Source organism: Streptomyces sp. NPDC001902 (assembly GCF_042891295.1).
GTDB lineage: Bacteria > Actinomycetota > Actinomycetes > Streptomycetales > Streptomycetaceae > Actinacidiphila.
This window is the reverse complement of the sequence record NZ_JBIATA010000023.1, coordinates 127,751-149,406: the sequence shown is the minus strand read 5'-3', so window position 1 is coordinate 149,406 and position 21,656 is coordinate 127,751. Positions and strand designations below refer to the sequence as shown.

Annotated in this window: 23 protein-coding genes and 2 pseudogenes; 11 read left to right on the top strand and 14 right to left on the bottom strand. The window is 71.2% G+C overall.

From position 1 onward, the window contains the following. Nucleotides 1-4 precede the first annotated feature (4 nt). Complete coding sequence (locus ACFYYN_RS31195) at nt 5-2,800, top strand: ABC transporter permease (protein WP_500548441.1); 2,796 nt, start codon at nt 5-7, stop codon at nt 2,798-2,800. Nucleotides 2,801-3,172: 372 nt separating this feature from the next. Beyond that, entirely contained in the window at nt 3,173-3,664 is a 492-nt protein-coding gene (locus ACFYYN_RS31190) for an SPW repeat protein (RefSeq protein ID WP_500548416.1), read from the top strand. A gap of 224 nt (nt 3,665-3,888) precedes the next feature. Here the strand turns inward: ACFYYN_RS31190 and ACFYYN_RS31185 are convergent, their stop codons facing one another. Beyond that, nucleotides 3,889-4,245, bottom strand: a complete 357-nt coding sequence (locus ACFYYN_RS31185; protein ID WP_500548415.1) for a hypothetical protein — start codon at nt 4,243-4,245, stop codon at nt 3,889-3,891. Between the two features lie 318 nt (nt 4,246-4,563). Between ACFYYN_RS31185 and ACFYYN_RS31180 the strand changes: the two genes are divergently transcribed. Both ACFYYN_RS31180 and ACFYYN_RS31175 read left to right on the top strand, forming a co-directional pair. Then, nucleotides 4,564-4,995 carry an NfeD family protein gene (locus ACFYYN_RS31180; RefSeq protein ID WP_500329250.1) on the top strand — a complete coding sequence of 144 codons (432 nt, stop codon included), beginning with the start codon at nt 4,564-4,566 and terminating at the stop codon, nt 4,993-4,995. 3 nt (nt 4,996-4,998) lie between these two features. Beyond that, on the top strand, nt 4,999-6,039 hold the full coding sequence (locus ACFYYN_RS31175) for an SPFH domain-containing protein (protein WP_500548414.1): 1,041 nt from the start codon (nt 4,999-5,001) through the stop codon (nt 6,037-6,039). Nucleotides 6,040-6,074: 35 nt separating this feature from the next. On the opposite strand, the gene ACFYYN_RS31170 is transcribed toward ACFYYN_RS31175, so the two are convergent. From ACFYYN_RS31170 to ACFYYN_RS31150, 5 genes are all read right to left on the bottom strand, one after another. Further along, a complete protein-coding gene (locus ACFYYN_RS31170; protein WP_500548413.1) occupies nt 6,075-6,413 on the bottom strand; it encodes a MerR family transcriptional regulator in 339 nt (112 codons plus the stop codon). A gap of 436 nt (nt 6,414-6,849) precedes the next feature. Then, nucleotides 6,850-7,158, bottom strand: a complete 309-nt coding sequence (locus tag ACFYYN_RS31165; protein ID WP_500548412.1) for an SCO5918 family protein — start codon at nt 7,156-7,158, stop codon at nt 6,850-6,852. A gap of 48 nt (nt 7,159-7,206) precedes the next feature. Beyond that, nucleotides 7,207-7,605: a CBS domain-containing protein gene (locus tag ACFYYN_RS31160; RefSeq protein WP_500329254.1), complete on the bottom strand. Its 399-nt coding sequence runs from the start codon at nt 7,603-7,605 to the stop codon at nt 7,207-7,209. Between the two features lie 44 nt (nt 7,606-7,649). Next, nucleotides 7,650-9,092, bottom strand: a complete 1,443-nt coding sequence (locus ACFYYN_RS31155; protein ID WP_500548411.1) for a DEAD/DEAH box helicase — start codon at nt 9,090-9,092, stop codon at nt 7,650-7,652. Between the two features lie 373 nt (nt 9,093-9,465). Beyond that, nucleotides 9,466-9,669 (bottom strand): cold-shock protein, encoded by a 204-nt coding sequence (locus ACFYYN_RS31150; RefSeq protein WP_030224351.1) that lies wholly within the window; start codon nt 9,667-9,669, stop codon nt 9,466-9,468. A gap of 486 nt (nt 9,670-10,155) precedes the next feature. Here ACFYYN_RS31150 and ACFYYN_RS31145 point away from each other — a divergent pair, with 486 nt between their 5' ends. Both ACFYYN_RS31145 and ACFYYN_RS31140 read left to right on the top strand, forming a co-directional pair. Further along, on the top strand, nt 10,156-11,487 hold the full coding sequence (locus ACFYYN_RS31145; RefSeq protein WP_500548410.1) for an MFS transporter: 1,332 nt from the start codon (nt 10,156-10,158) through the stop codon (nt 11,485-11,487). Between the two features lie 49 nt (nt 11,488-11,536). Beyond that, nucleotides 11,537-12,163, top strand: coding sequence for a TetR/AcrR family transcriptional regulator (locus ACFYYN_RS31140; RefSeq protein ID WP_500548409.1), 627 nt, complete (start codon nt 11,537-11,539; stop codon nt 12,161-12,163). Between the two features lie 29 nt (nt 12,164-12,192). Here ACFYYN_RS31140 and ACFYYN_RS31135 read toward each other — a convergent pair whose 3' ends face one another. The 5 genes and pseudogenes from ACFYYN_RS31135 to ACFYYN_RS31115 form a co-directional block, all read right to left on the bottom strand. Further along, complete coding sequence (locus ACFYYN_RS31135; RefSeq protein WP_500548408.1) at nt 12,193-12,585, bottom strand: VOC family protein; 393 nt, start codon at nt 12,583-12,585, stop codon at nt 12,193-12,195. A gap of 152 nt (nt 12,586-12,737) precedes the next feature. Then, nucleotides 12,738-13,238 carry a hypothetical protein gene (locus tag ACFYYN_RS31130; RefSeq protein ID WP_500548407.1) on the bottom strand — a complete coding sequence of 167 codons (501 nt, stop codon included), beginning with the start codon at nt 13,236-13,238 and terminating at the stop codon, nt 12,738-12,740. Between the two features lie 61 nt (nt 13,239-13,299). Then, nucleotides 13,300-13,818, bottom strand: coding sequence for a GNAT family N-acetyltransferase (locus ACFYYN_RS31125; RefSeq protein WP_499516318.1), 519 nt, complete (start codon nt 13,816-13,818; stop codon nt 13,300-13,302). Nucleotides 13,819-13,991: 173 nt separating this feature from the next. Beyond that, nucleotides 13,992-14,453, bottom strand: a pseudogene (locus ACFYYN_RS31120) (DUF4279 domain-containing protein). Nucleotides 14,454-14,571: 118 nt separating this feature from the next. Beyond that, nucleotides 14,572-16,029 carry a dihydrolipoyl dehydrogenase family protein gene (locus ACFYYN_RS31115; protein ID WP_500548406.1) on the bottom strand — a complete coding sequence of 486 codons (1,458 nt, stop codon included), beginning with the start codon at nt 16,027-16,029 and terminating at the stop codon, nt 14,572-14,574. A 589-nt stretch (nt 16,030-16,618) separates the two neighbouring features. Between ACFYYN_RS31115 and ACFYYN_RS31110 the strand changes: the two genes are divergently transcribed. After that, on the top strand, nt 16,619-17,326 hold the full coding sequence (locus ACFYYN_RS31110; protein ID WP_500548405.1) for an alpha/beta fold hydrolase: 708 nt from the start codon (nt 16,619-16,621) through the stop codon (nt 17,324-17,326). 207 nt (nt 17,327-17,533) lie between these two features. On the opposite strand, the pseudogene ACFYYN_RS31105 reads toward ACFYYN_RS31110, so the two are convergent. Next, nucleotides 17,534-17,755, bottom strand: a pseudogene (locus tag ACFYYN_RS31105) (hypothetical protein); the annotation flags it as partial. Here ACFYYN_RS31105 and ACFYYN_RS31100 point away from each other — a divergent pair. The 4 genes from ACFYYN_RS31100 to ACFYYN_RS31085 all read left to right on the top strand — a co-directional run bounded on the left by ACFYYN_RS31100 (nt 17,706) and on the right by ACFYYN_RS31085 (nt 20,255). After that, nucleotides 17,706-18,128 (top strand): hypothetical protein, encoded by a 423-nt coding sequence (locus ACFYYN_RS31100; RefSeq protein WP_500548442.1) that lies wholly within the window; start codon nt 17,706-17,708, stop codon nt 18,126-18,128. The pseudogene ACFYYN_RS31105 and the gene ACFYYN_RS31100 sit on opposite strands and share 50 nt — an antisense overlap. A 45-nt stretch (nt 18,129-18,173) precedes the next feature. Beyond that, on the top strand, nt 18,174-18,653 hold the full coding sequence (locus ACFYYN_RS31095) for an SDR family NAD(P)-dependent oxidoreductase (protein WP_500548404.1): 480 nt from the start codon (nt 18,174-18,176) through the stop codon (nt 18,651-18,653). 61 nt (nt 18,654-18,714) lie between these two features. Next, the gene (locus tag ACFYYN_RS31090) at nt 18,715-19,413 is read left to right on the top strand and encodes a response regulator (RefSeq protein ID WP_500548403.1); all 699 of its coding nucleotides are present in this window, start codon (nt 18,715-18,717) and stop codon (nt 19,411-19,413) included. A gap of 131 nt (nt 19,414-19,544) precedes the next feature. Further along, nucleotides 19,545-20,255, top strand: coding sequence for a class I SAM-dependent methyltransferase (locus tag ACFYYN_RS31085; RefSeq protein WP_500358818.1), 711 nt, complete (start codon nt 19,545-19,547; stop codon nt 20,253-20,255). A 31-nt stretch (nt 20,256-20,286) separates the two neighbouring features. Here the strand turns inward: ACFYYN_RS31085 and ACFYYN_RS31080 are convergent, their stop codons facing one another. Together ACFYYN_RS31080 and ACFYYN_RS31075 are read right to left on the bottom strand one after the other, a co-directional pair. Beyond that, nucleotides 20,287-20,679 carry a GntR family transcriptional regulator gene (locus ACFYYN_RS31080; RefSeq protein WP_500548402.1) on the bottom strand — a complete coding sequence of 131 codons (393 nt, stop codon included), beginning with the start codon at nt 20,677-20,679 and terminating at the stop codon, nt 20,287-20,289. 4 nt (nt 20,680-20,683) lie between these two features. Next, a complete protein-coding gene (locus ACFYYN_RS31075) occupies nt 20,684-21,493 on the bottom strand; it encodes a hypothetical protein (protein ID WP_500548401.1) in 810 nt (269 codons plus the stop codon). Nucleotides 21,494-21,656 lie beyond the last annotated feature (163 nt).

Genomic DNA, 21,656 nt, shown 5'->3' with positions numbered 1-21,656 from the left:
CGCCATGATCTGGTCCCAGTTGCGGCGTCATCGGGCCCGCGCGCTGGCACTGGCCGCCGGCATCCTCGTGGCCGCGACCAGCTTCACCCTGCTCACCTCGACGGTGACCACCAGTCAGGCGCGGACCACCGAGACCGTCCGGGAGAACGCCCGCTCCGCGTACGACGTCCTGGTACGCCCCCACGCGAGCCGGACCGCGGTCGAGCGCGGCGACGGACTGGTCGAGGCGAACTTCCTGTCCGGGATCTTCGGCGGCATCGGCCTCGGCCAGTACGACCGGATCAAGAAGATGCCCGGGATCGAGGTCGCCGCACCGGTCGCCAACGTCGGCTACCTGATGGTGCCGGGGACGCTGAAGGTCGACGTGTCGTCCTTCCTGGACGGTACGGCACCGTCCCAGATCCTGCGGATCAAGCCGACCCTGACGGCGGGACTGGGCCGCTACCGGACCGCCGACCAGTACGTGTACCTGAGCCGCAATCCGATCGAGCCGTCCAAGACCTTCTCCGACTCCACGTTCCCGGGGCTGCTGGAGGAGCACGCGGACCATCGGACCTATCCGGTGTGCTGGTACTACAACTACAACAAGACCGACGTCCACATCGAGCACACCGACGACGGCGGATTCGGGCCCCTCCAGCCCAATCTCATCCGTGAGGACCGCCGCGAGGCGTCGCCGTTCGACCCCGACATGAACACCTGGCTCACCTGCCGGTCGGGGCGGGACAAGGCGGTCGCCGAGATCCCGGTCTCCTATCCGGTGCTCCTGTCGGCGGTGGACCCCGCCGCCGAGGACCGGTTGGTCGGCCTCGGACGCGCCATCACCTCCGGCCGCATGCTCACCGACCGGGACAAGCCCGTCTGGGGCAGCAAGGAGGGCTGGTCGAACGAGCCCTACTGGACGATCCCTGCCGTGCTCAGCGACCAGACCCTCACCTCCGGGAGGGTGAACGCCACGGTGGAACGGCTGGACGCGGGCGACCCCGCGGCCCTGCGCGCGAAGCTCGGCAGCCCCGCCGCCCACGACTTCGTCAACGACCTTCGCGGCACGCCGGTGGGACGCGTCAGCGCCGACCTGGAGCGGGGCTTTCCCGGGAAGTCCCTCTTCGCCCCGCAGGTCGACAGCTACTGGACGGTCGGCCCCGTCGACTACCGCCGCGCCGGGGCGGGCCTGGCCCCGCGCGCCCGCGCCGGCCAGTCCCCGGAGGTGTGGCGCACCAACGCCGACCGCCAGTTCGTCGAGTTCGTGCCCGAGGAGAACACCGGCACCCAGTTCCGCGAGGTCGTCAGCCACCCCGGAACCTCTTGCTGGGGCACCCGCACGTGCGCGCACGAGGACTACGGCAGGACACCGATCCCGTACCTGACCCCGGTCGGCCGCTACGACGCCACCGAGCTGCCCGGCTTCTCCTCGCTGTCCGAGGTACCGCTGGAGACCTACCGCTCGCCCCAGGTCACCGGCGCCGACGAGGCCGGGCGGACGGCGCTGCACAACCGGCCGCTGCGTCCGGACCGCAATCTCGGCGGCTACCTCGCCGCACCGCCCACCATGCTCACCTCCCTGGACGCGCTCCCCGTCCTCACCAAGAGCCGCCGGCAGCCGACCGCGCAGGACAAGGCGCCCATCAGCGCCATCCGCATCCGGGTCGCCGGCGTCACCGGAGTCGACCCCGCCTCACAGGCCCGGGTCAACGCGGTCGCGGGCCGCATCCGCACCGCGTACCCCGGTCTCCAGGTGGACATCACCATCGGCAGCTCACCGGCGCCGCAGACCATCGCGCTGCCCGGCGTCGACGTCGTCGAGAACTGGACCGCCAAGGGCGTGGCCCTGCGCATCCTCAAGGCCGTCGACGCCAAGAGCGCCGTGCTGTTCGTACTGGTCCTCGTCGTCTGTGCGCTCTTCCTCGCCCAGGCCGCCCTGGCCTCCGTGCGATCACGCCGCACCGAGATCGGCACCCTGCGCTGCCTGGGCTGGAGCCCGCCGGAGATCCTCCGGCTCATCCTCGGTGAACTCGTGGCCATCGGCCTCGGCGCGGGCGCCGTGGGCGCCGTGCTCGCCTACGTCCTGGGCCTGCTGCTGAAGCTGCCCGACGCGGGGACCAAGGCGGCTCTCGTGCTGCCCGTTTCGCTGCTGCTCGCGGTCACCGCCGGGCTGTTCCCGGCCTGGCGCGCCACCCGGCTCAGGCCCCTGGACGCGATCACGCCCCCGGTGACCGCCACCGGCCGCGCGGCGCCGGTACGTTCGGTCCTCGGACTCGCCGTACGCAACCTGCTGCGGGTACGCGGCCGCACCGCGCTCGGCGCGGCGGGACTGGCCCTGGCGGTGGCGGCCTTCACCGTCCTGCTCGCCCTCACCCTGGGCTTCCGCGGCGAGGCGGCCGGCTCACTGCTGGGCAACGCCGTCGTCGCACAGGCCCGTACCGCGGACTACCTGAGCGTCGCCCTGTCGCTGCTCCTGGGAGCCGCCGGCGCCGTGGACGTCCTGGTGCTGTCCATGCGCGAACGGGCCGCCGACCTCGCCGTCCTGCGCGCCACCGGCTGGACGACCCGTGAACTCGCCCTGCTCAGCTACCACGAAGGTGCCCTGCTCGCCCTCCTGGGCGGCCTCACCGGTGCGGTCACCGGGCTCGGGACGGTCCTCGCGATCGGCTGGGGCACCCTGGACGGGCGGCTCCCGGCCGTCGGCGGGGCGGCGCTCCTCGCCACCCTGGCCGCCGTGGTCCTCGTCTGCGCCGCGCTGGCCCTCCCGGTCCGCGCCCAGTCACGCATCGCCCCCGCCCATCTGCTGGCGGTGGGATGACGGACGCCGGGAACGGCGGCGACACCACCCGCCGTCGGGGCCGTCCTGCGGCCCGGGACCCGAGGGTCCCGGGCCGCAGGACGGCCTGGGGAGTCGTCGTCACGGCCGGTCGGCCGCCTCCTCCGGCCGAGGGCCGAGGTAGCAGCACTGTCATTGAAAGCATTCATCGCCCTCGGGACGTGTGCGTCGCCGAGCTCTGCCACGTCACCGCCGCCGACGCCCCCCGGGACGCTCCGGGCCCCGCCGACCGCGCCCCCGCCCTGCCGGCGGCTGGATCCCCGCGTCGTGCCTGGTCGGAAACGACCGGAATCGAATGTATGAGTCCGGGTAGGGGGATACGTGGAATGACCAAAATGGCGGGAGATGGTCCGTATGTCGCGCACACAACCCGGCATCGAGCAGCACCCCGATCTGCTGGAACTTCGCGCCGATTACGAGCGTGCGACCGCGACCCATCGCGGTCAGGCCATCAGGGCCATGGGTCTGCTCACCGGCGTCTATCTGGCCGCGTCACCGTGGATCGTGGGTTTCAACGCGCTGTTGGGCTTCAATGCGCTGTCGACGATCGCCGTCAACAACCTCATCGCCGGTATCGCGTACGCCCTGCTCATGGGCGGGGCGGGGCGAGGCTTCGAGCGCACCCACTCCAAGGCCTGGGCTGCGGCGGTCATCGCCCTGTGGACGATCATCTCGCCCTGGTGCATCGCGGGAGATGTCAGTACGTGGCGCACCATCACGAACAACGTGATCGTCGGAGCGATCGGCCTGGTGCTCGCGCTCGCTGCGGCAACAACGCGTCCCGGTGGCGCTCGCGCCCAGGAGCACGGCATGTCACGCACCCCTGGCGGGCTGGGGCGCGGGTGACGCCGACCGGTCGGCGCGGGCCCGGCTGAGGCCCGCGCCCCGCGTCATCTGCGCGGAGCTGACTCACAGGGTGCGGTCGACCGGAGGGAGGGGCAGGCTGGAGGAGCGGAGCACCGGGTGACGACCGTGATGCCCCCCTTGGACGGCGGCGGCTCCCTCGTGCACGTGGACGAGGAGATCCTCGGCACTGCGTCTGCCCCTGTGCGCCACGCCATTCTCGCCCGTCACGTCGAAGCCGCGTCGTACTCGTCGAGGGCGGCGAGGACTTCCGCGGGCAGACTGTTCCTCGTGCGTCTGAGGGCGGCGACGATTCGTGCCGCCCGGGCGTCCTCGTCGGCGTCCTCGCGGGCGATGTCGCGCATGCTGTGCAGGTCGTGGACGCCCAGGGCGCCGGTCGGATGGTCGATCCCCGCCTCGCGGAGCACCTCGTCAACGGCTTCGAGCTCGGCGCGCAGCCGCTCGATCTCGGCCCGCCGGGCGTCGGGGGTGCGCAGTGCGTCCACGATGGCGACGAACGCGGCGAGGTGCTCGTCGGCGATGCCGAGGCAGTCGGCGGCCTCTTCGGCTGTCATGTGAGGCATGCGGGAATCCTCTCGCGCCGGCGCCCGGCCCGGCGGGTAGCCGTGGGGCGCCCGGCGAGCCGCTCGGTCGAGCGCGGCCATGAGGTGCTGATCGTCGACGCCGTCCGTGACGAACAGCGGCGCGTCACTCCACACGTCCGGGGCATGGGGTGGCTGCGACGGCGTGCGCTGCTCGCCCGCCTCGGCGTTTCCCCTCATTCCGGCTGAAGCTTTGATTTCCGGCATTTCGTACGGGTAGGTCACCTGAGGGGGAACTTGGTCGCCGACCGAGGGGGCGCGTCGGCCGGCCATTCACCTACTGCACGCGGCAGGAGGGGCATGGACCCGTGGCTGATCTGGCTCATCGCCGCGGCAGGGCTGGCCGTGGCGGAGCTCTTCACGCTCACTGCCGCGCTGGGGCTGCTGGGTGGGGCTGCGCTGGTCGCGGCGGGATCCGCGGCAGTCGGGCTCCCGCTGCCCTTGCAGTTCGTGGTGTTCACCGTCGTTGCTGCGAGCACCGTCCTGTTCATCCGTCCCGTCGTGCTGCGCCACGTGCGCCGGCCCCAGGCGGAGCGGTTCGGCGTAGAGGCGCTGGTCGGCAGGAGCGCCTATGTCGTCTCGGAGGTCACGGGCATGGGCGGCAGGGTCCGCATAGGCGGCGAGGAATGGACGGCCCGGGCCTATGACGAAACGCTGGTGATCCCTCCCGGAACGACCGTCGACGTCATCGAGATCAGCGGTGCCACCGCACTCGTCTACCCCCAGGAGTGAACCATGGAATCGGGGCTCCTCGTCGCCGGAGTGATCGTCGCGCTCTTCGTCGTCTTCACCGTCCTGCGGGCGGTGCGCATCGTCCCCCAGGCACGTGCTCGCAATGTCGAACGGCTCGGCCGTTACCACCGCACCCTGAAGCCCGGGCTCAACGTCGTCATCCCTTACATCGACCGTGTCTATCCGGTGATCGACCTGCGAGAACAGGTCGTCTCCTTCCGACCGCAACCGGTGATCACCGAGGACAACCTGGTCGTGGAGATCGACACCGTCCTGTACTTCCAGGTCACCGACCCTCGGGCGGCCGCCTATGAGATCGCCAACTACCTCCAGGCGGTCGAGCAGCTCACCGTCACCACCTTGCGCAACGTCGTCGGGTCCATGGACCTGGAGAAGGTCCTCACCTCGCGCGACACCATCAACAGCCAGCTCCGCGGTGTGCTGGACGAGGCCACCGGCAAGTGGGGGCTGAGGGTCAACCGGGTGGAGATCAAGGCCATCGACCCGCCGCAGTCCATCAAGGACGCGATGGAGAAGCAGATGCGGGCCGAGCGGGACAAGCGTGCCGTGATCCTCGGGGCCGAAGGACAACGTCAGTCGCAGATACTGACTGCCGAAGGCGACAAGCAGGCCGCCGTCCTGCGCGCGGAGGGCAACCGCACGGCTGAGATCCTCAAGGCCGAAGGCCAGTCACGGGCCATCGACGAGGTGTTCCAGGCCGTGCACCGCAACGACCCCGACCCCAAGCTGCTCGCGTACCAGTACATGCAGATGCTGCCCCAGCTCGCGCAAGGCGCGGGCAGCACGTTCTGGGTGATCCCCAGCGAGGTCACCTCCGCGCTGGAGGGTGTGTCCCGCGCGTTCAGCGAAGTGCTGCCGCAGTCGCCGGCCACGCGGGAGAAGTCCTCGGACGACAAGGCCGCCCAGGCCGCCGCCGACGCCGCGCGGGCCGCAGAAGCGGCTGCCGAGGCCCTTGCCGACGCCGCCCAGGCCGAGGCGCCCTCGGTACGCCCCCCAGCCGACCCCCTCGCCGGTCCTGGGTGAGGAACCGGCGGACCCTCCGCGGGGTGCAGCCCGTCTCAGGCTGCGCCCGTGGGATCCGTCGATCCGGCGGCGCGGCGGTATGCGGCGTTGATCCGCTGGGCTTCTGCGAGCTGGTCCTCGAGGATGACGATGCGGCAGGCGGCCTCGACGGGGGTGCCCTGGTCGACGAGTTCACGGGCTCGGGCCGCGATGCGCAGCTGGTACCGGGAGTAGCGCCGATGTCCGCCTTCGGAGCGGAGCGGGGTGATCAGGCGGGCCTCGCCGATGGCACGGAGGAAGCCCGGGGTGGTGCCGAGCATCTCGGCGGCCCGGCCCATGGAGTAAGCGGGGTAGTCGTCGTCATCGATCCGGCCGAAGGAGTCAGCTGCCGTCATTGCACCTCTTTGTGGGACATGTGGAGGGGCCTTGACGCCGTCCCGCCACCAGGGCCCCGAAGGAACTGCTACGCCTTCTGACGGCCCTGGTCCGCGCCGACCTCTTGTTTCCTCGCAATGGTTGTGGTGTGTCTTGGTCGAAGATATACGGATCCGGCCATGCCAGGCATGGTCCCGCTCCGTGGGCCGGCAGGGGGCAGCGCCCGAACGAAGGCCGGCGGCACTCCGGGCGGGTGAGACAGAGGTCGGTTCCATGCCGAACGTCGACCTGTCGGCGCGTCAGTACGGGGACGGCCGGGGTGCGCCGCTTGCCGTCCACGGACGGCAGGCCACGGGAAGCCGCACCGGGCGCCCCACGCGATGAGGGCTCGGCCGGCATGCGCCGGCCGAGCCCTCATGCCACCATGGCCGGGCCAGGGCGTCGTCCCTCTCCCGGCTACCCGGCGGTGGGGACGCCGAGCAGGGCCGACGCTTCCTGGAGCGGGGTGAGCCCGGGCGCCGGTGCTGCGGCAGGGAGGGCGCGGCAGGTGAAGCCGAGGCGCGTCATGGCCCGGAGGACCTCGCCGGCGGTGAAGTCACGGCGGTCCTGCCGGGTGATGACCTCGCCCACTTGCATGACGGGGTAGTGGCGGCGGCCGATGATCACGGACTCACCGGTGACCTGCTCGGGCCTGACGCCTTTCATCGACGCCACCACCCCGGTCTTGGACAGGTCGAACGCGAAACGGGCGATGACGCAGCGCATGGTGCCTCGCAGGAAGAGTGGGAAGCGATGGGACCGGTGGACGACGGGTCAGCGTGAGCGCGTGAGAACACCCACGGCGCAGCCGTGCTCGTCGACGACGGGCACGGCCGCGAGCTGCCGGTGGCGCATGATGTGCTGTGCCTCGGTCATCTTGGTCATCGGCGAGGCGAACGGCCCGCCGTTACCGGCGACCTCCCGCAGGCGGACCCGATCCGTGTAGCCGTAGCCGTCACGGACGGCGGTGAGCTGGGCATGGGTGACCAGACTCGTGCACCGGCCGTCCTCGTCACAGACGACCAGATGCCCGGTACGGGCGCTGGCCATGACCGACAGGGCCACCTCGACGGTCATGTCGTCCCAGACCTGAGGTCCGGGCACGTCCATGGCGTCGGCCACCGTTCCGTGGGCGGATTCCGCAGGGCGTGGCAAGGCGTGTGCCAGGGTCAAGAAGTGCCTCCTGGAGAAGTGGATGGGCGGCGTGACGACAGGGCCTAGGCCACCGCGTCGTAGGCGGGCCGCCGCTGGGCCGTGCGGCGTGCCGGCCGGCCGGTGCGGCGGTCCTGAGCGGTGGCACGGCTGCGCCCCCCGCGGGAGGTGGGGGTGCCGTCCCTGCGTTCGGCAGCCGGTGCGGTGATGACGACCGGGATGCCCGAGGGGGTCTGCGCGCCGGTGATGCGGATCAGGTCGTCCCCGGACGGGTGGACCTCGGTGGTGTGCGGGCGGATTCCGGCGTGCTGCATGAGACGGGCCATGTCGCGGCGCTGGTTGGGCGTGACCAGCGTGACCACGATGCCGGACCGGCCGGCGCGGGCCGTGCGGCCGCCCCTGTGGAGGTAGTCCTTGTGGTCGTTGGGCGGGTCCACGTTGACGACCAGGTCGAGGTTGTCGACGTGGATCCCGCGTGCGGCGACGTTGGTCGCCACCAGTACGGTCACGTGTCCGGTCTTGAACTGGGCCAGGGTCCGGGTGCGCTGCGGCTGCGACTTGCCGCCGTGCAGCGCGGCGGCGCGGACGCCGCTTCTGAGCAGGTGCTCGGTCAGCCTGTCGACGGCATGCTTGGTGTCCAGGAACATGATCACCTGACCGTCCCGCGCCGCGATCTCGGTCGTCGCCTGGTGCTTGTCGGCGGCGTGCACGTGCAGCACGTGGTGCTCCATCGTGCTGACCGCGCCTGCGGAGGGATCCACGGAGTGGACCACAGGGTCGTGCAGGTAGCGGCGGACCAGCCGGTCGACGTTGCGGTCCAAGGTGGCCGAGAACAGCATGCGCTGCCCCTCGGGGTGCACCTGGTCCAGCAGCGCTGTGACCTGCGGCATGAAGCCCATGTCGGCCATCTGGTCGGCCTCGTCCAGGACGGTGACGGCGACCCGGTCCAGGCGGCAGTCGCCGCGCTCGACGAGGTCCCTCAGCCGGCCCGGCGTGGCGACGAGGACCTCCGACCCGCTGCGCAGCGCGCCGGCCTGACGGCCGATCGGCATCCCGCCGACCGCGGTGGCCAGCCGCAGCCCCATCGAACGGGCGTAGGGGGCAAGCGCGTCGGTGACCTGCTGGGCCAACTCCCGGGTGGGTACGAGCACCAGGGCCAGTGGCTGCCGGGGTTCGGCGCGCTGTCCGGCGGTGCGGGCCAGCAGCGCGAGGCCGAAGGCGAGGGTCTTGCCGGACCCGGTCCGCCCGCGGCCCAGCACGTCACGGCCGGCGAGGGAATTGGGCAAGGTCGCCGCCTGGATCGGGAACGGCACGGTCACGCCTTCGGCGGTGAGCGCGGCCAGCAGCGGCCGGGGCATGTCGAGATCGGCGAACGCCCCGGCGGCGGGCAGTGCCGGAGTCGCCGTGTCCGGCAGGGCGAACTCCCCCTGCGGTGCGACGGGGCGACGGCGTCGGCCACCGGAACGGCTCGGGTCGGTGAAACGGTCGTTCGTACGTGTACGGCTCATGCAGAACCTTCCTTGAAGCGGCCGCATCAAGGGATTCCGCTGCGATGAGCAGGACGGAGAATCGCAAGAATGGGCCAAGCAAATACGATGGCGAATTCAGCCGGCGGGAGCCGCGGGCCGAGGCGCCGAACGGGTGGTGTGATCTGGTCCGCGTCCGAAAGACCGGGGTTACGTACGGGCGTCGGGGAGCTCTGACGGATGTGCATCCGGAGTCTGACGGGAACGTCCGTTGCCGGCGGGATCGCGGCACCCTCAAAATCGTGGGACCAGTGAGGTCGTCACGGCGTCACCAGGGCAGGGTGCGTCCTGATGTGCAGCAAGCTGGGGCCCGCACCCAAGGTGCGGGCCCCAGCTGCGATGCGTGCGCTCGGCGTCAGGCGGGAACGATGTTCTCGGCCGTGGGGCCCTTCTGGCCCTGCGCGATGTCGAAGCTCACCTTCTGGCCCTCCTGCAGCTCGCGGAAGCCCTGGGCGGCGATGTTCGAGTAGTGGGCGAACACGTCGGCGCCGCCACCGTCCTGCTCGATGAAGCCGAAACCCTTTTCCGCGTTGAACCACTTCACGGTGCCAGTAGCCATGTGGTGCATCTCCTTTGGGGCAGTGCCCGGAATCCGTACTGTACGGACCCCGCGTCGCCGCGATGATTGCCCCGCCAGCAAATGAACCGGAATTTTGGGAACCACAACTGCAACTTATTCGAGAGTAGCATGGCGCGATCGGCTGTGCACGGTTAATAACCGGGTACCGCCCTGGCGTGTGAGAAACCTCATCGCGCGTCGCGCTAATTTCTCACTTCGCGAGCACACATATTCAGCGTCCCCGGACATACCGTTCGGCGTGTCGCGCCGCGCACCACGGCCCGGCGACGGTCGGCGCTCCGCCTCGCGTGCCCCCGCGCGCACGGCCGGATCCGGGGCGCGCCTGGAGACGGGCCTCCACCGGGCGACCCGCGGGTGGCCGACAATCCGGTCGGGGTGGCGGGAAGGAAACGCATCACACCAGCGTTAGACAGATCTGTCTAGGGAAAATGAACAGACCGGTCTACTCAAGATGGGGACGGTGGCATGCCCGAGCAGCCCACCTCGCAGGACCGCGGCAACGTGGTCACCACGCCGGCGGCCGATACCGGCCCGGTCGGCGCGGAGACAAGGGGCCCGGCCCCGCTGACCTCGGCAGCGCCCAAGCGGAGAGGGCGCGTCGCAGGCGGCGTACTGCCTCAGCGTGCGGCCTTCTACCTCCTGGCGTCCATCGTCGTGTCATTCCTGGCGGGCTCAAGCGCCCCCACCCCGCTCTACGCGGTCTACCAGGCGGAGTGGGGCTTCAGTCCGGTGACCACCACGCTGGTGTTCGGCGTGTACGCGATCGCGGTCCTGGTCTCACTGCTCACCCTGGGACGGCTGTCGGACCACCTGGGCCGCCGCCCGGTCCTGCTCGCGGCCCTCGCCGCACAGGCGGCCGCGATGGTGGTGTTCGCGACGGCCCACGGCGTGCCGGAACTGATGGTCGGCCGGGTGGTCCAGGGACTGTCCACCGGTGCCGCGCTGGGCGCGATCGGGGCCGGGATGCTGGACATCGACCGCCGCCGCGGGACCGTCGCCAACTCCTTCGCCCCCGGTCTCGGCACCGCCACCGGCTCTTTGGCGTCGGCGTTCCTCGTGCAGTACCTTCCCGCGCCGACACACCTGGTCTACCTGGCCCTGCTCGTCGTGATGGCCGTGCAGGCACTGGGCGTCGTCCTGATGCGGGAGACCCTCACACCCACCCCGGGCGCGCTCGCCACCCTGGTCCCGGACGTGAAGCTCCCGAGGACCGTGCGGCGCGCGGTGCTCAACGCCGCCCCGGTCCTGTTCGCGGTCTGGGCCCTCGCGGGCTTCTACGCCTCCCTGGGCCCGGCGCTCGTGCGGACCCTGACCCACTCCACGTCGGCCGTCTACGGCGGACTGGCCCTGTTCGTCCTGGCCGGGGTGGCCGCGGCCGCCACCCTCGTCCTGCGTACGGCACCCGCCCGCGGCGTCATGGTGGGCGGAATCATCAGCCTCGTCGTCGGCGTCGGCCTCACCCTGGTCTCGGTGCAGAACGGCTCGCCCGCCCTGTTCTTCACCGGTTCGGCCATCGCCGGCATCGGCTTCGGCAGCGGCTTCCAGGGCGGCATCCGCACCGTGATCCCGCTGACCGCCGCCCACGAACGTTCCGGAGTGCTGTCCCTGCTCTACGTGGTGTCCTATCTGGGGATGGGAGTGCCGTCGGTGATCGCCGGCTACCTCGTCGTCCACGCCGGTGGCCTGCTCGCCACCGCCCGCGAGTACGGCGCGGCCGTCATCGTCCTGGCACTGCTGGCCCTGCTCGGTCTGCTGACGGAACGGCGCAGCAGCCGTTCGCGACCCGTGATTGCCTAAAGTGAGCCTCGAGGCCCGGAAGATGGCACGAACCAGCAGGGAGGCTGCGATGGTTGCCGACGGCACCAGGGCGCACGACGCGCGCGCCGAGGTCAAGGCTCCGGCACGCGAGCGTCTGCTGTCCGCCGCCAACGAGCTCTTCTACGCCGAGGGTGTGCAGAGCGTCGGGATCGACCGGATCATCGAACGCGCCGGGGTGGCCAAGGCCTCCCTCTACAACACGTTCGGCAGCAAGGACGAGTTGGTCCACGCCTACCTGAAGTCCCGGCACGCCGCCACCTCCGCCCGCCTCCTGGCCGCCCTCGAGCGCTTCGAGAACCCCCGCGACCGGCTGCTGGGCGTCTTCGACGCGCTGTCGGAGTCGTTCAAGGGCCCCAGCTACCGCGGCTGCGCGTTCATCGCGGCGAGCGCGGAGGCCGAGCCGGGCAGCAGCACCGAACAGGCCTCCAACGACTACCGGGCATGGGTACGGGGCCTGTTCACCGACCTCGCCCGGCAAGCCGGCGTACCCGACCCGGAGACCCTCGGCCGCCGTCTGCACCTGCTCTACGACGGGTGCGCGGTCTCGGTCCGCATGGACGGCGACCCGGGCGCCGCCGCTGCGGCCCGGGCCGCAGCCGAGGTCCTCCTGGACGCCGCCCTGGCCACGGCGCCGCAGGCCGGCCACCGGGGCTGAGGCGTACGGCAGCGGTTCCTCGCCGTCCGCTACGAGGCGGACGTCGGCATCGCGGCTCGGTCGGAGTCGCTGCGCAGGACGCAGAATTCGTTGCCCTCAGGGTCGGCAAGGACCGCCCAGCCAGAGCCGTCGGGATTCCGGAGATCGGCGACCATGATGGCACCGAGGCCCAGCAACCGTTCCACCTCCTGCTCGCGCGAGGTCTCAGGGCGCAGACACAGATGGATCCGGTTCTTGACCTTCTTGGGCTCGGGCACCTGGTTGAAGTACAGCACCGGGCCCTCCGCGAGCATCACCTGAGTCTCCCGGTCACCCGGCTTGTCCTCGGGATGCAGCGGACGCCCGGTCACCCCGCTCCAGAACCGGGCCAACTCGTAGGCATCCGCACAGTCAATCGCCACGTTCTGCAAGACCGAAACCATGCGCGCAAGCCTTCCGACTCCCGCCCCGGAACGCCACCGAGTTCTCAGGCGCACGGCCGCCGGCGGCGGCGAGGAGGCTGAGGACGGCGCGGCACGTACGGCTGTTTCCGGCGTTGACCCCCTCAGCACCCCTCCGCTGTCCGAACAGCGGCTCAGCGGTAGTCCTCGGGGTGGCCCTGCATCCAGCGGTTGATCCGGTCGCGCGTCGCCACGAGTTCGTCCTGGTGCGCCTTGAGGTTCTCGAAGGAGGTGTCCGCGCCGAGGAGGTCGCGCAGATCCGTCATCCAGGCGAGGGGCTCGCGGAAGTGGCCGGGGCCCTGGGGATCGGCCTTCATCGCGGCGTCGAGTTCGACGAGTTCGTCGTGCACCCGGGTCAGGAAGTACTCGCACTCGCCCCGGGACGTGGTGGCGGTGCAGCCGGAGTGATAGGTGGCCTGCAAGGTGGCGAAGGCGTCGCGCACCTTCTCCACCGGTCCCGCCGGCTCGGCGTCCGATGCGGACGCGGACGCCGAAGCGGCCGCCGGCGCGGGGGTGCCGCCGGCTGCCCGGTCCGTGCCGGTGTCCGATGGGGCAGAGCACGACAGCAGCAGCGCGGCGAGCGGGAGGACGAGCAACGTGGCGCCGGGCAGGCGTCGTCCGGGTTCTTTGATCATGGCGGATACGACGTACGCCGGGACCGTACGGTTCCCGACGGCGTACGGGAAACCGCCGTGACTACTGCTGCAGGGCGTAGCGGAAGACGCGGGAGTCCCGTACCTCGAAGCCGAGCCGCTCGTACAGCCGGTTCGCCGCCTGCCGCGAGGGGCGCGAGGTGAGATCCACCGTGCGGGCTCCCGCCGCGTCGGCCAGGCGCACCGCCTCCTCGGTGAGGGCGGCCCCGACGCCGTAACCGCGGGCGGCCTCATCGACCACCACGTCCTCGATCCAGGCCCGCATCCCGGTCGGGAGGGGAAACAGGACCAGCGTGAGCGTCCCGACGACACGGCCGTCGACCCGCGCCACCAGCACCGTGTTCGCCTCGGCGGCCAGGAGCCGTCGGAGCGTCTCGTGGGTCAGCGGCGCGGCGCTGCGGGACAGTTGGGGCAGCAGGCGGGTGAACGCCTCGACCATCTCGTCGTCCGCCTCGCGGACGACCGCAACCTCAAGGCTCATGATCCGGTTCCTATCCAGGCTGTCACGGCACCGGACGGCCTCGGCGACGCCCGGAGGTGCGGCCTCGTACGGCCACCGCACCAGTCTTCTCACGATCGGCCCGGGCGGCCATTCCTGCTCATCCAGACGTGGGCGGGGCTGTCGGTGCCACGATCGGGCCGTCCGGCCGTGGGACGGCCGGGCGATTCAGGGGGCCCCGGTCCCGGCGACCGGGTGCCGCCCGTGTGGTCCTGCTGCGTCCGCCTTCCCTGCGCTCAGCCGCCGTCCTCGTCGTCCCCGGTCATGTCGTACTCGTCCACGTCGAGCTCGGCGCCCGTGGCGCTGAGGAAGTCCAGGACGTCGCGGTCCAGATGCCAGCCGAACAGGTTGGGGGCATCCGCGTGATCGGGCTGGTCAGGGTCGGTGTCGTGGAAATGGCGTACGACCTGGAGAACCGCTCAGCCGCCGTGGTCGGCCAGGCGGCTGGCGAGGTCGGCGATGCGGTCCGTATGGGGCTGGAGCCTGTCGAGAACGCGGGCGATCTGCTCGTCGACGCACAGGTCGGGTTCCCGGCAGACGGCCTTCCAGCAGTGGTTGACCGGAATCGCTCTCGGTGTGGTGCGTCTGCTGCCGCGAATGGACACTTCGTCAGGAGCGATGCCCAGGTGCGCGGTCATCTCATCTGCCGAGGTATGCCGGCTGAACAGCGCGAAATAGGCGTACTGGCGAAGAGGCATCCCGGGAGGACAGCCGCGCGGGAGGCGGGCCGAGCAGGATTATTCGGTGCCCGGGGCCGGGCGTCACGCGCCGCGATCCCCCTTCCAGGAGTGAACGCATGCGCCCGGCACAACGGCGTCAGTCACCGTCGCGGTGGTACGCGGCGAGGAGGAAGGTCCAGATCTCGCTGATGGTGGGGAAGCAGGCGACGGCGTGCCGCAGCCGCTTGAGGGGGATCTCGCCCGCGACGGCGACGGTCGCGGAGTGCAGCAGTTCGCTGACGCCGTGGCCGACGAAGGTCACCCCGAGCAGGACCTCCCGGTCGGTGTCGACGACCATCCGGGCGTGACCGCGGTAGCCGTCGGCGTAGAGGTTGGCGCCCTGGGCGGCGGTGAAGTCGAGGTCGACGACCTTGACGGGGAGACCGGCCTCCGCGGCCTGTGCTGCGGACAGGCCCACGGCGCCGGCTTCGGGGTCGGTGAAGAAGACCTGCGGTACGGCGTGCTGGTCGGCCGTGGTGGCGTGGTCGCCCCACGGGGCGTCGTCCAGGGGACGGCCGGCGGCACGCGCGCCGATGGCGTCGCCGGCGGTGCGCCCCTGGTACTTGCCCTGGTGGGTGAGGAGGGCGCGGTGGTTGACGTCGCCGAGCGCGTAAAGCCACTCGCCCGGGACCTCGCGGACCAGGCACGTGGTGTCGGCGTCCAGCCAGGACCCCGGGGTGAGGCCTACGGTGTCCAGACCGATGTCGTCGGTCAGCGGGGCGCGTCCGGTGGCGAACATGATCTCGTCCGCTTCCAGTTCACTGCCGTCGTCCAGGATGCAGGTGACCGGCCCGGCGGGGTCGGGGCGGCGCAGGGAGGTCACCCGGACGCCGATGCGGACCTGCGCTCCGGCGTCGGTCAACCCGGCTGCGACGAGCTCGCCGGCGAAAGGCTCCATCCGGGGGAGCAGAGGACGCCTGGCGAGGAGGGTGACCTGGGAGCCCAGGCCCTGCCAGAGGGTGGCCATCTCCACCCCGACCCCGCCACCGCCGACGACGATCAGGCGGCTGGGGACGGTGCTGGAGTCGGTGCCGTGCCGGTTGGTCCACGGCCGGGCTTCCCCGATGCCGTCGATGTCGGGCAGCACCGGGCGGCTGCCGGTGGCGATGGCGACCGCGTGCCGCGCCGCAAGGGTGTGGCGGGCGCCGTCGGTCGCGGTGACGGTCACCTTCCGCGGCCCGTCGAGCCGGCCGTGGCCGCGGAAGAGGTCGGCGCCGATGGACTTCACCCAGCGCGCCTGGCCGGTGTCGTCCCAGTCGGTGACGTAGTGGTCCCGGCGGGCGAACACCCTGCCGGTGTCCAGCGACCCGGTCACGGCCTGCCGGGCGCCGTCGACCCGCCGCGCGTCGGCGACGGCGATGACCGGGCGCAGCAGCGCCTTGCTGGGCACGCACGCCCAGTACGAGCACTCCCCGCCCACCAGTTCCCGTTCCACCACGGCCACCGAGAGTCCCGCGGCGCGGGCGTGTTCGGCGACGTTCTGCCCGACCGGGCCGGCTCCCAGCACGATCACGTCGTAGGTGCCGTGATCCTGGATCCCGGATGCTTCGGTCATTGCTGCCTCACTTCGTTTTCGGTGCTGATCCGCAGATGGCATCGCGGAGCGTCCTACGACCGGACGCGCAGCGAATACAAGAAGACATCACGCATCATGCAGGCGCGCCACTGGATGAGAATGTCCCTCGTCGCGATCCCATGCCTTCCCTCCTGACGGCCGACCTGCCAATTGGGTGGCCACCGTCCCGACGCCACGTGCAGTACGGCCGCCTTGCGGGCGGAAGAGCATCGGGCCGACGGGCCCAGTGTTGCAGCCCCAGTCCGCCGCTGTGCGGATGCCTGGGGATAATTCCATTCGATTTACTTGTGGCCGGGTTTCACCATCCGAATGGCACGCACATCGCAGTTCGCGGCCCGGACGCGACGCCGACGGACCGGCAGAGCATCCCTGTGCCGTCCACAGTGGCGAACGACTGCCCGACCGGGCTCTGCCGGATGGCGCGGAGCCACCGATCGGCTTGAGATCTCCCTTGTGTGGACACTTTTTGAGCGAAGGCGAAGAATGGGCGATGGAAATCCGATGAATTGGGCGGCATCAGGGATGGCCGGATGAGCGCCGGAAATCGCAGATCGGAGAGGAGGACGGAATGACCACGGATCCCAGGAAGGGCGAGCAGGCATCGCTGGTTCTGGTCCACGCGGCCTGGGCGGACGGGTCCAGTTGGTCCCGGGTGATCACAGCGCTGCGGGCGAAGGGAGTGCAATGCCACGCCGCGCAGCTGTCGTTGACTTCCGTCGAGGACGATGTGGCGGCGGTGGAGAGGACGGTCGAGCGGGTGGCGGCCGGCCCTGTGGCCCTGGTGGGCCACGCGTACTCGAGCGCTGTCATCAGTTCCGTGCGAAGCGACCAGGTGACGGGGCTGGTGCACGTGACCGGGCTGACACCGGCCGAGAAGGAGACCGTCGCCGACGTCTTCCACCGGGCGGCGCCCGACCCCAGGGCTCCCGCGCTCGAACCCGACGCGCACGGCTATGTGTGGCTTCCCGACACCGCGTTCGAGGAGGTCTTCGCTCAGGACGCCTCGCCGGAGGACCAGGCGGTACTGGCTGCCGTGCAACGGCCGATCGCAGCAGTGTGCATCGGCACGCCACTGGGACGCCCGCTGTGGGGGGACCTGCCGAGTTGGTACGTCGTGGCGGAGAAGGACCGCATGATCTCGCCCGGGACGCAGCGGTTCCTGGCCGAGCGGATGAACGCCCACGTGCGGTCCCTCCCCAGCGGACACGTACCGATGGTGACCGCGGCCGCATCCTTGGCGGACCTGCTGCACGAGGCGGCTTGCGAACTGGGTTGACCATCAACGGCGTCCGGGCCCCGGATGCCGGCGCACCGGGCGCTCACGCCCTCCCTCGTCCGGGGCCATGACGCAGGTCACGGTCAACGCAGAACCTGCGCGGCCCACTTGGCGTCTGGCTGGTGTGAGATCACGCAGGAAAGCACTGGACGAGCTCGACGAGGAACGCCTTCTCCGTCCGGTGGCCAAAGGCGACCGCGGGGCGTCCGACCCACCGGCCGCACTCCCTGCGAATGCCGCAGCGGCGCGCCACACCGCCAGGTAGGTCTCCTGCGGGGCTTCGGCGACGATCTGCTCGTCCACGCAGCGGTGGCGTAGCCGCACGGCCGGCCACGGCGACGTACGCCGGTACGACTCGTCGAGCGGCCCGGCCGCACACGTGGCGGCCGCCGCGGTGGGACTGGGCGAGCAGGACGCCGCGCTGGACAGGACGGCCGCGATCCGCTGGGCACCCCGCCGAGCCGGTCGCATCCTCCTCATCGGCACCGTCGCCGCCGCGACCCTGCTGGCAGTGCAGGCGCTGGGAACCGAACTCGCCCCCACCACAGTCATCCTCCGCAACACCGCAGGCCTGATCGGCCTGACCGCACTCGGGGCCGTGGTGTGCGGGGCGCACCACGGTGGGACCCTGCCGACCGTCCGGCTCACCTGCGCCCTCCTCACCCCACCGCCCACCGGCACGCAAGGACAGGTATGCGCCTGGATGCTCCAGCCCCCCGGCACCCCGACCGACACCATCACCGCCATCACCCTCCTCGCAACCGGAACCCTCCTCTACGCCGTCAAGGGACCGAAACTCTGACGGCCGGAGAGCAAGCGGCACGTCGCACACCCGAAGGAAACAGAATTGAGCACCGTAGTCGTCGTCGGAGCCACGCAGGGCACAGGACGGGCACTGGCCGCGGAGTACGCGCGGCGAGGCGCGGACGTCCTGATCACCGGACGCACCCAGGAACGCGCCACCGCAGTGGCGGAGGAACTTGTGGCGGAGACCGGCGGTACGGTCACGGGCCTGGCGCTCGACCTGAGCCGGCCGGCCGGCATCGCCGCCGCGCTCGAGCCGGTGCGGCACGTGGACCGGGTGGCTCTGGTCGGCATGGTCCGCGACATGAACACGGCCCGCACCTATGACGTCGCCACGGCGACGACGCTGGCCACGACGAAGATCGTCGACTACACGACCGTGGTCGCCTCGCTGTATCCGCGGATGTCCGCGGACGCCTCGGTACTGTTGTTCGGTGGCATGGCCAAGGACTTCCCGTACCCGGGTTCGACCACGCTGACGGCGGTCAATGCCGCCGTGCAGGGTCTGGTGACGGAACCCTGACCACCGGCCGGCGCATGACCGGCGGCTACCGTGTGGAGGCCCTGATCCCCTTGGAGACGCCGTGACCGAGCCGCTGCGTGTGCTCCTCGCCGACGACCAGACCCTGGTCCGTACCGGGTTCCGGATGATCCTCGGCGCCGACGGCATCGACGTCGTGGCGGAAGCGACCAACGGCGCCGAAGCCGTCGAAGCGGTCCGCCGCACGCGGCCCGACGTCGTCCTCATGGACATCCGGATGCCCGAGATGGACGGCCTGGAGGCCACCCGCCGCATCCTCACCGGCGCCCCCACCGCACCCCGCGTCATCATCCTGACCACGTTCGACCTCGACCGGTACGTCTACGCGGCACTGTCCGCCGGCGCCAGCGGCTTCCTCCTCAAGGACGTCACCCCCGAGCATCTGACCGCGGCCGTCCGAACGGTCCGCAACGGCGACGCCCGCCTCGCGCCCGTCATCACCCGCCGCCTCGTGCAGCGCTTCACCCAGCGCGGCAGCGACACCGCCGCCCTCCACCGCGACCTCGCCTCGCTCACCCCCCGCGAACTGGAGGTCCTCGGCCTGCTGGCCCGCGGACTCAGCAACACCGAACTCGCCAGCCGCCTCCACCTGGCCGAGGCGACCGTCAAGACCCACGTCGCCCGCATCCTCGCCCAACTCGGACTCCGCGACCGCGTCCAAGCCGTCATCGTCGCCTACGAGACAGGGCTGGTCAGCGCCGGTGGACGTGAGGCCGGCCAGCAGTCCGACGAGCAGACGTAGCCCGGATCCGGGAGGGGGGACCGCCGGCCCGGCGCCGCGCCGCTTCTTGACGCCCGGTCGAGCCACGGCCGCAGCGCTCGGCTTCGGTGATGCCGCCTTTCACGACGGTTGAACGGCCTTACCCTGGACCGGTGTTCTCACCCGAAGGCCCCTCCCTGCGTGAGCTGGCCGTGCAGGCCCTGTCGTCCGTCGAGCGCGGCTACGACCTGCTCGCCCCGAGGTTCGACCACACGCCGTTCCGCACCTCGGACCGCATCCTCGACGCGACCGCCGCCGCCCTGAGTCCCTTCGGCCCGTTCGGTGACGGGCTGGACGTGTGCTGCGGCACGGGAGCGGGCCTGCGCGTCCTGCAACCGTTGTGCCGGGGCCGGGTCGCGGGCGTGGACTTCAGCGCCGGCATGCTCGCGCAGGCGCGCCGTGCCCACCCGGACGCGGAGTGGATACGCGCGGACGCACGGAAGCCGCCCTTCGCCGCGGAGTTCGACCTGGCCGTCAGCTTCGGCGCCTTCGGGCACTTCCTGGCCGCCGAGCGGCCGGCCCTGTTCGCCGGGGTGCACCGCGCCCTCCGGCCCGGCGGGCTCTTCGCCTTCCCCGTTTTCGCACCGCCGCGCATCGCCTCCCGGCGCTACTGGATACCCGCCGGCTTCGACGCGGCGATGCGGATACGGAACGCGGTCTGGCGGCCGACCTTCGTCATGTACTACCGCACCTTCCCGCTCCGCGCGGTGCGCGCCGAACTGACCGCGGCGGGCTTCACCGTACGCACGACCGCTGTACCCGACTTCGGTCACCGCCCGGACGGTGCCCCGTACGCGCGCCTGGTCCTGGCCCGCAAAGCGTGACGGCGGGCCGGGACCCCGTCAGGCAGGCCCCTCACTCAACCGAGGTGCGTGAAGAGGGCGATGCCGCCACGCCGTTGGCCAGCGCCGCTCGGATGATGCGGATGGCCTCGTCGGTGTCGATGCCCACGGCGGCGATGACGGCGGCGTACTCGGCGGCGGCGTGGCGTGCCCGCTCGCGTCCCTGCTCGCCGGCGGCGGTGACGAACGAGCCCGCCCGTCCGCGGGTCTCGATCAGCCCCGCCTCCTCCAGCGCCCGGTAGGCCCGGCCGACGGTGTTGACGGCCAGGCCGAGGTCCGCGGCCAGTCGGCGCATGGTCGGCAGCTGGGTGCCCACGGCCAGTGTGCGGTCCTGGATCTGCCGGGCGAGCTGGGCGCGGAGCTGCTCGAACGGCGGGACGGGCGAGGCCGAGTCGATGACGATCATCGGCTCACCGGTCGCTCGTGACGTGCCGCGCCACCGTGCCGCTCTGCGCGGTGCGCTTGGTGATCAGGGCGAGCGTGACGGTGCTCAGTGCGACGAAGACGAGCCAGGCGGTGCTCCACCAGCCCAGCGCGGTATCGAACACCGACACGATCGGCAGCAGCCACACCACGGTTGGCGTGGCGACCTCGCGGGCGTCCTCGACCCGCATGATGACGTCGGCGGTCAGCGAGACCTTGTCGTCGGCCACGACCGGGTGCGTCAGGATGTGGCGCAGCTGGACCGCCGTACCGACCGCGACCCCGCACAGTCCGATCAGCAGGACGAGGCCCGCGTACCGCGCGGTGGAGTCCCGCACGGTCAGGGCGACGACCGCCGGCACCAACGCTCCCGCGAACGTGGCAACCGCGAATGCCGCACGCGGCCGGCCGAGCACGGTGCGCCAGCCGAGGCGGACCGGGTGGGCCGCCCGGCGCGGCAACGTCGCGCCGGCCCGCCGGTCGACCCGCCGCACCCACCAGTCCAGCAGCGACTGGGCCAGCACCAACCCCACGACCACCGCCGTCAGGACCAGCAACGACGATTCCCGGTACGACCCGGGGCCGTCAACCGGGCCGCCACGCCGGTCGGTCGTGTAGACAAGGGCGACCGCGATGATGAACGCCGCCAGCAGGACCTGAGCGGCCAGCCGGGCACCGCGCCGGACCGCCAGACGCGTGGCCAACAGCGGCGTCGGCCGGACGTCGACCAGGCCGTGCCGGGCCAACCACACGCCGGCCTGCTCGACATCCGCCGGACGCACGGACTGCTCGGGCATCCAGCCACCCTCCTTCGTCATGAGCCCTCTATGTCTCAAGCCTTGTCTCAACATCGTGCGTCAATCCTTGCGACAAGTCAACGAGAGGGAGGGTGCGCAAGACGGCTCACGGTGGTGACCCGCCGGCCTCGGTGGGTTCGGTGGGTTCAGTGGGTTTCGGTGC

Bases quoted from the DNA above. Each gene is read 5' to 3' on its own strand.
- ACFYYN_RS31195 (WP_500548441.1), top strand. From the start codon at position 5: ATGATCTGGTCCCAGTTGCGGCGTCATCGGGCCCGCGCGCTGGCACTG.
- ACFYYN_RS31190 (WP_500548416.1), top strand. From the start codon at position 3,173: ATGTCGCGCACACAACCCGGCATCGAGCAGCACCCCGATCTGCTGGAA.
- ACFYYN_RS31185 (WP_500548415.1), bottom strand. From the start codon at position 4,245: ATGCCTCACATGACAGCCGAAGAGGCCGCCGACTGCCTCGGCATCGCC.
- ACFYYN_RS31180 (WP_500329250.1), top strand. From the start codon at position 4,564: ATGGACCCGTGGCTGATCTGGCTCATCGCCGCGGCAGGGCTGGCCGTG.
- ACFYYN_RS31175 (WP_500548414.1), top strand. From the start codon at position 4,999: ATGGAATCGGGGCTCCTCGTCGCCGGAGTGATCGTCGCGCTCTTCGTC.
- ACFYYN_RS31170 (WP_500548413.1), bottom strand. From the start codon at position 6,413: ATGACGGCAGCTGACTCCTTCGGCCGGATCGATGACGACGACTACCCC.
- ACFYYN_RS31165 (WP_500548412.1), bottom strand. From the start codon at position 7,158: ATGCGCTGCGTCATCGCCCGTTTCGCGTTCGACCTGTCCAAGACCGGG.
- ACFYYN_RS31155 (WP_500548411.1), bottom strand. From the start codon at position 9,092: ATGAGCCGTACACGTACGAACGACCGTTTCACCGACCCGAGCCGTTCC.
- ACFYYN_RS31150 (WP_030224351.1), bottom strand. From the start codon at position 9,669: ATGGCTACTGGCACCGTGAAGTGGTTCAACGCGGAAAAGGGTTTCGGC.
- ACFYYN_RS31145 (WP_500548410.1), top strand. From the start codon at position 10,156: ATGCCCGAGCAGCCCACCTCGCAGGACCGCGGCAACGTGGTCACCACG.
- ACFYYN_RS31140 (WP_500548409.1), top strand. From the start codon at position 11,537: ATGGTTGCCGACGGCACCAGGGCGCACGACGCGCGCGCCGAGGTCAAG.
- ACFYYN_RS31135 (WP_500548408.1), bottom strand. From the start codon at position 12,585: ATGGTTTCGGTCTTGCAGAACGTGGCGATTGACTGTGCGGATGCCTAC.
- ACFYYN_RS31130 (WP_500548407.1), bottom strand. From the start codon at position 13,238: ATGATCAAAGAACCCGGACGACGCCTGCCCGGCGCCACGTTGCTCGTC.
- ACFYYN_RS31115 (WP_500548406.1), bottom strand. From the start codon at position 16,029: ATGACCGAAGCATCCGGGATCCAGGATCACGGCACCTACGACGTGATC.
- ACFYYN_RS31110 (WP_500548405.1), top strand. From the start codon at position 16,619: ATGACCACGGATCCCAGGAAGGGCGAGCAGGCATCGCTGGTTCTGGTC.
- ACFYYN_RS31080 (WP_500548402.1), bottom strand. From the start codon at position 20,679: ATGATCGTCATCGACTCGGCCTCGCCCGTCCCGCCGTTCGAGCAGCTC.
- ACFYYN_RS31075 (WP_500548401.1), bottom strand. From the start codon at position 21,493: ATGCCCGAGCAGTCCGTGCGTCCGGCGGATGTCGAGCAGGCCGGCGTG.